General features: G+C 50.7%; 7 protein-coding genes. 4 read left to right on the forward strand and 3 right to left on the reverse strand.

Features of this window, described 5'->3' with window-relative positions; genetic code table 11:
- From AC1DUO_RS22375 to zwf, 3 genes are all read right to left on the reverse strand, one after another.
- Positions 1–167, reverse strand: a 167-nt coding sequence (locus tag AC1DUO_RS22375) for a transposase domain-containing protein (RefSeq protein WP_477988810.1), incomplete at its 3' end; no start/stop codon positions are given.
- Positions 168–287: 120 nt separating this feature from the next.
- Positions 288–929, reverse strand: coding sequence for a bifunctional 4-hydroxy-2-oxoglutarate aldolase/2-dehydro-3-deoxy-phosphogluconate aldolase (locus tag AC1DUO_RS22380; protein ID WP_477988805.1), 642 nt, complete (start codon positions 927–929; stop codon positions 288–290).
- 265 nt (positions 930–1,194) lie between these two features.
- On the reverse strand, positions 1,195–2,670 hold the full coding sequence (gene zwf, locus AC1DUO_RS22385; protein ID WP_013575315.1) for a glucose-6-phosphate dehydrogenase: 1,476 nt from the start codon (positions 2,668–2,670) through the stop codon (positions 1,195–1,197).
- A gap of 407 nt (positions 2,671–3,077) precedes the next feature.
- On the opposite strand from zwf, the gene AC1DUO_RS22390 reads away from it, so the two are divergent.
- The 4 genes from AC1DUO_RS22390 to AC1DUO_RS22405 form a co-directional block, all read left to right on the forward strand.
- Positions 3,078–3,947 carry a MurR/RpiR family transcriptional regulator gene (locus AC1DUO_RS22390; protein ID WP_013575314.1) on the forward strand — a complete coding sequence of 290 codons (870 nt, stop codon included), beginning with the start codon at positions 3,078–3,080 and terminating at the stop codon, positions 3,945–3,947.
- A gap of 234 nt (positions 3,948–4,181) precedes the next feature.
- Positions 4,182–5,624, forward strand: coding sequence for a pyruvate kinase (gene pyk, locus AC1DUO_RS22395; RefSeq protein ID WP_013575313.1), 1,443 nt, complete (start codon positions 4,182–4,184; stop codon positions 5,622–5,624).
- A 632-nt stretch (positions 5,625–6,256) separates the two neighbouring features.
- A complete protein-coding gene (locus AC1DUO_RS22400; protein WP_119261577.1) occupies positions 6,257–7,825 on the forward strand; it encodes a pyridoxal phosphate-dependent decarboxylase family protein in 1,569 nt (522 codons plus the stop codon).
- Positions 7,826–7,838: 13 nt separating this feature from the next.
- Positions 7,839–8,450: SidA/IucD/PvdA family monooxygenase (locus AC1DUO_RS22405; protein ID WP_477988808.1), on the forward strand; the 612-nt coding region annotated here is incomplete at its 3' end.

The raw sequence follows: 8,450 nt of genomic DNA on the forward strand, positions 1-8,450 counted from the left end.
ACCAGCCAGACCATGGACTCGAGGGGGAGTTTACGCTTGCGTAGGGTGACGGTGTCAGTGAGAGAAAAAGCTTGCTGAATGAGGTCAGGAGACAGGAGGTCAGCGAGGCTTTGAACTTCATCGGGGGCAGTAAGATTGATAATACCGAGAGCTTGTGAAAGTTCCATTTAAAAAGGGTCCATGATGAGCATGAACCCTTTTTACACGAGCCACCGGATCGGTCAACTGATCCTTAAACGATCGGCATTATCCCGCGGGAGGTTTTTCATTTTCAGCACGTCGCTGTTTTAGATCTTTGCACCGGCGACCGCTTCTTTCGCCAGCTCAGTAATGCGTGCGTAATCACCGCTTTCCAGCGCATCGGCTGGCACCAGCCATGAACCACCGATACACAGCACGCTTTTCAGCGCCAGGTAATCACGGTAGTTCGCTGGCGAAATTCCGCCAGTCGGGCAGAAACGCACCTGCGGGAACGGACCGGAAATCGCCTGCAACGCTTTCACGCCGCCATTGGCCTCAGCCGGGAAGAACTTAAATTCACGCAGACCAGCATCCAGACCCATCATCAGTTCGGATACCGTACAAATCCCCGGGATTAAAGGAATAGAACCGGCATTGGCTGCTTTCAGCAAAGCATCAGTCAGGCCAGGGCTAATCGCAAACTGGGCACCCGCCTCGGTCACTTCAGCCAGTTGCTCTGGATTGAGTACCGTACCTGCGCCAATGATAGCGTCCGGCACTTCTTGAGCAATGGCACGGATCGCATCCATCGCGCATGGGGTGCGCAACGTCACTTCCAGCACACGGACGCCACCCGCAACCAGCGCTTTAGCCAGCGGAACCGCATGCTCCAGTTTGTTGATAACAATCACAGGAACAACCGGCCCTGAGGTCAGAATTTGTTCCGCGCTTGTTTTCCAGTTTTTCATCTTGTTCTCCATTCATGCCCGCAGGCACCGTTGTGATTGATGGCGCGCCCCTGCCACAGGGACCAGCAGAATTTAAACCCTGCCAGTAACCGACCACACCCGATTGGACGATACTACTCTCCCCGTCATACTTGAAGCCGCAGCGGCGTTGATTGCGCTTGTTCACCCGAATCACTGACTCATGTCAGCTCATCGGGACTCACACACTTGCCGCCTTGCTGCAACTCCAATTATTTTGGGGAGTAATGACTCAATAAATTATTCGTTACTCGAACTCGTTCCAGGAACGGCCGTCGCGGGTGATCATCGCCACGGAAGCCACCGGCCCCCATGTCCCGGACTGATACGGTTTTGGTGCTTCGCTTTCCGCAGCCCATGCGTTCATGATGGAATCGACCCATTTCCAGGCTTCTTCCACTTCGTCACGACGGACGAACAGCGCCTGAATTCCACGCATGGTTTCCAGCAGCAGACGCTCGTAAGCATCGGCAATATGCTGTTCATTGAAGGTTTCAGTAAAGCTCAGATCCAGCTTGGTGGTTTGCAGACGGTGTTTGTGCTCAAGACCCGGCACTTTGTTCAGCACTTCGATCTCGATACCTTCGTCCGGTTGCAGACGAATAGTCAGTTTGTTCTGCGGCAACTGCTGGTAAGAATCACGGAACAGGTTCAGCGCCGGGTTTTTGAAATACACCACGACCTCAGAACATTTGCTCGGCAGACGCTTACCGGTGCGCAGGTAGAATGGCACGCCCGCCCACTGCCAGTTGTCGATATCCACACGAATAGACACGAAAGTTTCGGTGCTGCTGGTTTTTTTCGCACCTTCTTCTTCCAGATAGCCAGGGACTTTTTTGCCCTGCACGAAGCCGGCTGTGTACTGGCCGCGCACGGTGTTTTCACGCACGTTTGACTGGTCGATACGACGCAGTGAGCGCAGCACTTTCACCTTTTCGTCACGGATACGGTCGGTGCTCAGATCAGCCGGAGGTGACATGGCGATCATGGTCAGAATTTGCAGCAAGTGGTTCTGGATCATGTCGCGCATCTGACCGGCGTCATCAAAGTAACCCCAGCGGCCTTCGATACCGACTTCTTCAGCGACCGTGATCTGCACATGATCAATGGTGCGGTTATCCCAGTTGCTGGCAAACAGATTGTTAGCGAAACGCAGTGCCAGGAGATTCAGTACCGTTTCTTTACCCAGATAGTGGTCGATACGGTAAACCTGGGACTCAGCGAAGTATTCCGCGACTTGATCGTTGATAACCTGAGAAGACTCCAGAGAGTGTCCCAGTGGTTTCTCCATCACGACGCGCGCAGGTTCTTTGTTCAGCCCTGCTTCGCCCAGACCGCGGCAAATCGCACCGAAGTGGCCTGGCGCAATCGCAAAGTAGTTAATGGTGGCGCGATTTTGCTGGTCAAGCATTTTGCCCAGCACTTTGAAATGCTTCACATCGTTGACATCAAGGTTACAGAAATCAAGACGGGCGCTGAGCTTATCCCACAGTTCCGGATCAATTTTTTCTTTCATGAAGGTGGTCAGTGCTTCTTTGACCACTTCGGTATAGGCCGCTTTGTCCCATTCCGCACGTCCGACACCGATGATGCGGGTGTCCGGGTGAATGTGACCCGCTTTCTCTAACTGATACAGGGAAGGCAACAGCTTACGGCGCGCAAGATCGCCCTTTGCACCGAAAATTACCAGATCACACGCCTGGGCTGTCTGAGTTACCGCCATGTTCTTCTCCTCAATGCAGGAATACCTAACATATTTCTGGTTGCTGTGCGTGAGCCGCAACTCGAATTATCTCGGGTACATATTGTAATTTTATTTCAGCAACAATGTACTCTGATTGCCCGTGAGCCGTAAACCATGTTCTGACAGGGGGATAACTCTGCGGAAAAGCTTGTTTTTATCATAAATGTCTCAGCGGATAGTAAAACCCACCACATTCTGTAATTTTATGACAAAACTGAACAGAATTTACCATACTGAAAGTTAGATCCCGGTCAAACTCTGACAAAAAAAGCGTTTTTTCGCCTGACTGACGCTGCCAACAGCATTAAGCGCGTAGTATATTTTCATCAAATCAACACGATTTCCTCTTTTCAAAGAAATCGTTGAAACCTATGAGTGTCATGCTTATGAATACGTTGGAAAAAATCCAGACCCACCTTGACATTCTGAGCAAGTCAGAACGCAAAGTCGCCGAAGTGATCCTGGCATCCCCACACATTGCAATCCACTCCAGTATTGCCACTCTCGCCCGCATGGCGGACGTCAGTGAACCTACTGTAAACCGTTTTTGCCGTCGCCTCGACACAAAAGGGTTTCCAGATTTTAAATTACATCTGGCACAAAGTCTGGCAAACGGCACACCTTATGTGAACCGTAACGTGGATGAAAGCGACAGCGTCAGCGCTTACACCAGCAAAATTTTCGAATCCGCTATGGCCAGCCTCGATCAGGTGAAAAATACTCTCGATATCGCTGCCATCAACCGCGCAGTCGATTTACTCACCCAGGCGAAAAAGATTTCTTTCTTTGGGCTGGGCGCATCGGCTGCAGTGGCGCATGATGCCATGAACAAATTCTTCCGCTTTAACATTCCCGTGGTGTATTTCGATGACATCGTCATGCAGCGCATGAGTTGCATGAATTCCAGCGAAGGCGATGTGGTGGTGTTGATTTCCCACACCGGCCGTACCAAAAACCTGGTCGAGCTGGCGCAACTTGCCCGCGAAAACGACGCTACGGTCATTGCCATCACGTCCTTTAATACGCCACTGGCGCATGAGGCCACGCTGGCTCTGTTACTGGATGTTCCGGAAGATACCGACGTTTATATGCCGATGGTTTCTCGAATCGCTCAGTTGACGTTGATTGATGTGCTGGCTACCGGGTTTACGCTGCGTCGTGGTGCAAAATTCAGAGATAACCTGAAGCGGGTCAAAGAAGCGTTGAAAGAATCGCGCTTTGATAAGGGAATGGTTGTCCCTAACCTGCCGGAGTAAGCTCGTCATGCGAGTCGGCACATCAAATCATTCATAAAATATATGAACAAATCATCATTGATTTAATAGGGAGTCTGGCGGGAAATCTACGCGCAAAGTGCGCAGGGTAAATGTCAGACATGAGGTCAGCGGGTCACACAGGTGAAACCCTTTTGTATTACAATTACACCTAAACCCAATGTGGGCTCGCTGTTTTTTTGCATTACCATGTTTCATCAGTTAACGGAGTTAGGCATGTCCAGAAGGCTCAGAAGAACGAAGATTGTTACCACGCTCGGCCCTGCAACTGACCGCGACAATAATCTTGAGAAGATCATTGCTGCTGGTGCGAACGTTGTGCGTATGAATTTCTCCCACGGAACCGCTGAAGATCACATTCTTCGCGCTAACAAAGTGCGTGAAATAGCCGCGCGTCTCGGCCGCCACGTCGCGATTCTTGGCGATCTGCAAGGTCCGAAAATCCGTGTATCGACCTTCAAGGAAGGTAAAGTTTTCCTCAATATCGGTGACAAATTCCTGCTCGATGCCAACATGAGCAAGGGTGAAGGCGATAAAGAAAAAGTCGGCATCGACTATAAAGGTCTCCCTGCTGATGTGGTGCCGGGTGATATTCTGTTACTTGATGACGGCCGTGTGCAGCTGAAAGTACTCGAAGTTCAGGGCATGAAAGTGTTCACGGAAGTGACCGTGGGCGGCCCGCTGTCTAACAATAAAGGCATCAATAAGCTGGGCGGAGGTCTTTCTGCCGAAGCGCTGACTGAGAAAGATAAAGCAGACATTATTACTGCGGCCAAAATGGACGTAGATTATCTGGCAGTTTCATTTCCACGCACCGGCGAAGATCTTAACTACGCGCGCCGTCTGGCACGCGATGCAGGCTGTAATGCGCAAATCGTGTCTAAAGTCGAACGCGCTGAAGCGGTGGCGTCAGATGAAGCAATGGATGACATCATTCTGGCATCCGATGTCGTGATGGTGGCCCGCGGTGACCTGGGTGTTGAAATCGGCGATCCTGAGCTGGTGGGTATCCAGAAAAAACTGATCCGTCGTGCACGTCAGCTGAACCGCGCGGTGATCACTGCGACCCAGATGATGGAATCGATGATCACTAACCCGATGCCAACCCGTGCAGAAGTGATGGACGTAGCGAACGCCGTGCTCGATGGCACAGATGCGGTCATGCTGTCAGCGGAAACGGCTGCCGGTCAATATCCTGCTGAAACTGTGGCAGCCATGGCGCGCGTATGTCTGGGCGCAGAAAAAATCCCAAGCATTAACGTTTCCAAACACCGCCTGGACGTGGAATTCGATAACATCGAAGAAGCCATTGCAATGTCCGCCATGTACGCGGCAAACCACCTGAAAGGGGTCACGGCGATCATTTCCATGACCGAGTCCGGGCGTACCGCGCTGATGTTGTCACGTATCAGCTCCGGCCTGCCGATCTTTGCCATGTCGCGCCACGAACACACACTGAATCTGACCGCGATTTACCGCGGCGTTACCCCTGTCTTCTTCGACAGCGCAAATGACGGCGTAGCGGGCGCACAGGATGCCGTGAATTTACTGCGTGATAAAGGTTACCTTTTGTCAGGCGATCTGGTGATCATCACCCAAGGTGATGTCATGAGTACCGTCGGTACCACCAATACCAGCCGCATACTGCGTGTAGAATAATGGTGAAATGTAATAAGATATAAGCATATGGCCGATCATCGTGATCGGCCTTTTTTATTTTCGTGTGCCCCTGAATTTATTACTCCCTCCTGCTGGTCAGTCAATAGTCTTAATTTGATCATTATTTTTCCATTCTTTTGAAATAATCAGGTTCACTGCATAAAACATTGCGTGATGAAAATTCATTACACCTACAAACATTGCGCTTAAATATAACTTTTTATCGCAAGGCAACCCTTATTTTAAGTCAGCAAACGTATAAAAAATACAGATTCATCTCATAGGAATGTGTACTCCGTACTTATCGTTCAGAAATTTATGTGACACACATCACATTAAACAATCAAAAAGTTCTGTTATGGGCAAATGTTCAATGTCGTTATTGAATGATAATGATTTGCATTTATAATGATTCTCAATCGTTAAAACCTTGTATAAGTCCGCACTAAGGAATCCAAACAAGACATATCACTGCTTATTTTTTATAACATAAAATATTTAACCATACACTTTACAGGCATGGCCATCAGCCCTGCCTGCTGATGCTTACGTTCACTGCTAAATCCTGACTTTATCCGGGTGGCCGCCCCACGCCTGCTGAGGATGAAAAGGACTAACCAAAAGGATCCAGAATGAGCCAGATAAATAACTGGGAATTAATGCAATCCGGCACTCAAGACCTGACAATCACTCAGGCGAATATAAGCAAAAATAAAGGTTATATTTTTAACCAGAACAGCACTTCTGAATGGCAGACCCTGATTGAGCAAGGCCTCGAATTAATTAAAACCCATATTAACCATACTGAGAAACCTTTTTCCGGCGTTTCTCCGGCTGAATTAGCCGAGCAATTTCGCCATATTGACCTGACCAAACCTTTAGACGGAACGCGGCTGGCGCTGGAAGAACTGGATGATTTATATCTTCAGCACGCGGTCTATTTCCACCATCCGAAATACCTCGCGCATCTCAACTGTCCGACCGTAGTACCTTCCCAACTGGCGGAACTGTTTATCAGCGCCATCAACTCCTCTGTGGATACCTGGGATCAGAGCGCAGGCGGCACACTCATCGAGCAAAAAGTTATTGACTGGACACTCGCCCGGATCGGTTTTGGCGCACAGTCAGATGGTATTTTCACCAGCGGCGGTACGCAGTCTAATCTGATGGCAATGCTGCTGGCACGAGACAGTCATTGCAAACGCACCCGCCCGCAGCACAGCATCAAGTACCAGGGGCTGCCGCCGGAAGCCAACCGCTGGCGTATTTTCAGTTCACAGGTCAGCCATTTCAGTATTCAGAAATCCGCTGCCCTGCTCGGCCTGGGTTATGACGCCGTGGTGCCAGTCGCCTGCGACAGCGCTTTCCGTATGGATATTGCCGCGCTCCGTCAGGAAATTGAGCGCTGCCACACTGAAGGGTTGATTCCAATTGCGGTCGTGGCAACCGCCGGTACGACCGACTTTGGCAGCATTGACCCGCTGAATGAGATCGCTGAAATCTGCCGCCAGGAAAAAATCTGGATGCATGCTGATGCCGCATACGGCTGCGGTTTGCTGGTTTCACCTCAGCATCGCCAGCGCATTGAAGGGATCCATCTGGCCGATTCCGTTACCGTGGATTATCACAAATCCTTCTTCCAGCCGGTGAGCTGCAGCGCGTTTCTGGTTAACGATCACAGCCATCTGGAGCACGTCACGCACCACGCTGAATACCTGAATCCGCTGAGTGCGAAACTGGAAGGCACGCCAAATCTGGTGAACAAAAGTATCCAGACCACCAAACGTTTTGATGCCCTCAAAATGTGGCTGACGTTGCGCATTATGGGTCAACAAGCACTGGGGGAATCATTTGATGTGCTGCTGGCACGCGCAACAGAAACGCATCAGATGATGGAACAAAATCCGAATATCGAAGTGCTGCATAAACCGGAACTGAGCACGCTGGTATTCCGTTTTGTGCCGCGTATCTCCATGAGTCATGAACAGATTGACGAAATCAATGCCGGGATCCGCAAGGCCATTTTCCGCGACGGCAGCGCCGTTATCGCCGGTACCAAAGTGCATCAGCGTCAGTATCTGAAATTCACCTTACTGAACCCCACCACCACCAGGGAAGACGTTGCCGATGTGCTCAGCCTGATCACGCATTACGGCAAAGAACTGACTGCCAGCGCGCTGAGCGCCGCGAAAAACCGGTAAAAGGAGCCGCACCATGAATATCCATTCAAACGACCAAACGTATGATTTCATCGCCGTGGGCATCGGCCCGTTTAACCTCGGGCTGGCCTGTCTGACTGAACCGGTGAAAGAGCTGAACGGTCTGTTTTTAGACCAGAATGACAGCTTCGACTGGCACACCGGTATGATGCTGGAAAGCGCGCATTTACAGACGCCGTTCATGGCAGATCTGGTGACTCTCGCCGATCCGACCAGCCCTTACAGCTTCCTGAATTACCTGAAATTACAGGGGAAACTTTACTCGTTCTACATCCGTGAAGACTTCTTCATGATGCGTAAAGAGTTCAATCAGTATTGCCAGTGGGCATGCAGCCAACTGACCAGCCTGCAATTCTCCACGCGCGTGGAACTGGTCACCTGGGATGCCGTGCAGGAATGCTATCTGGTTGAAACGCGCTCAACCAAAAGCGGCGAAAAGCAGATTTACCGCACCAAAAGGCTGGTTCTCGGCACAGGACCGTCGCCGTGGATACCCGCCTGTGCGCGGGATGCCGGCAGGAACGTGCATCATTCCTCGGCCTATTTGCCGAACAAAGAGCAGGTACAGAATTCGAAATCCATTACCGTGGTCGGCAGCGGCCAGAGT

Source organism: Rahnella sp. P4_A8 (assembly GCF_056402435.1).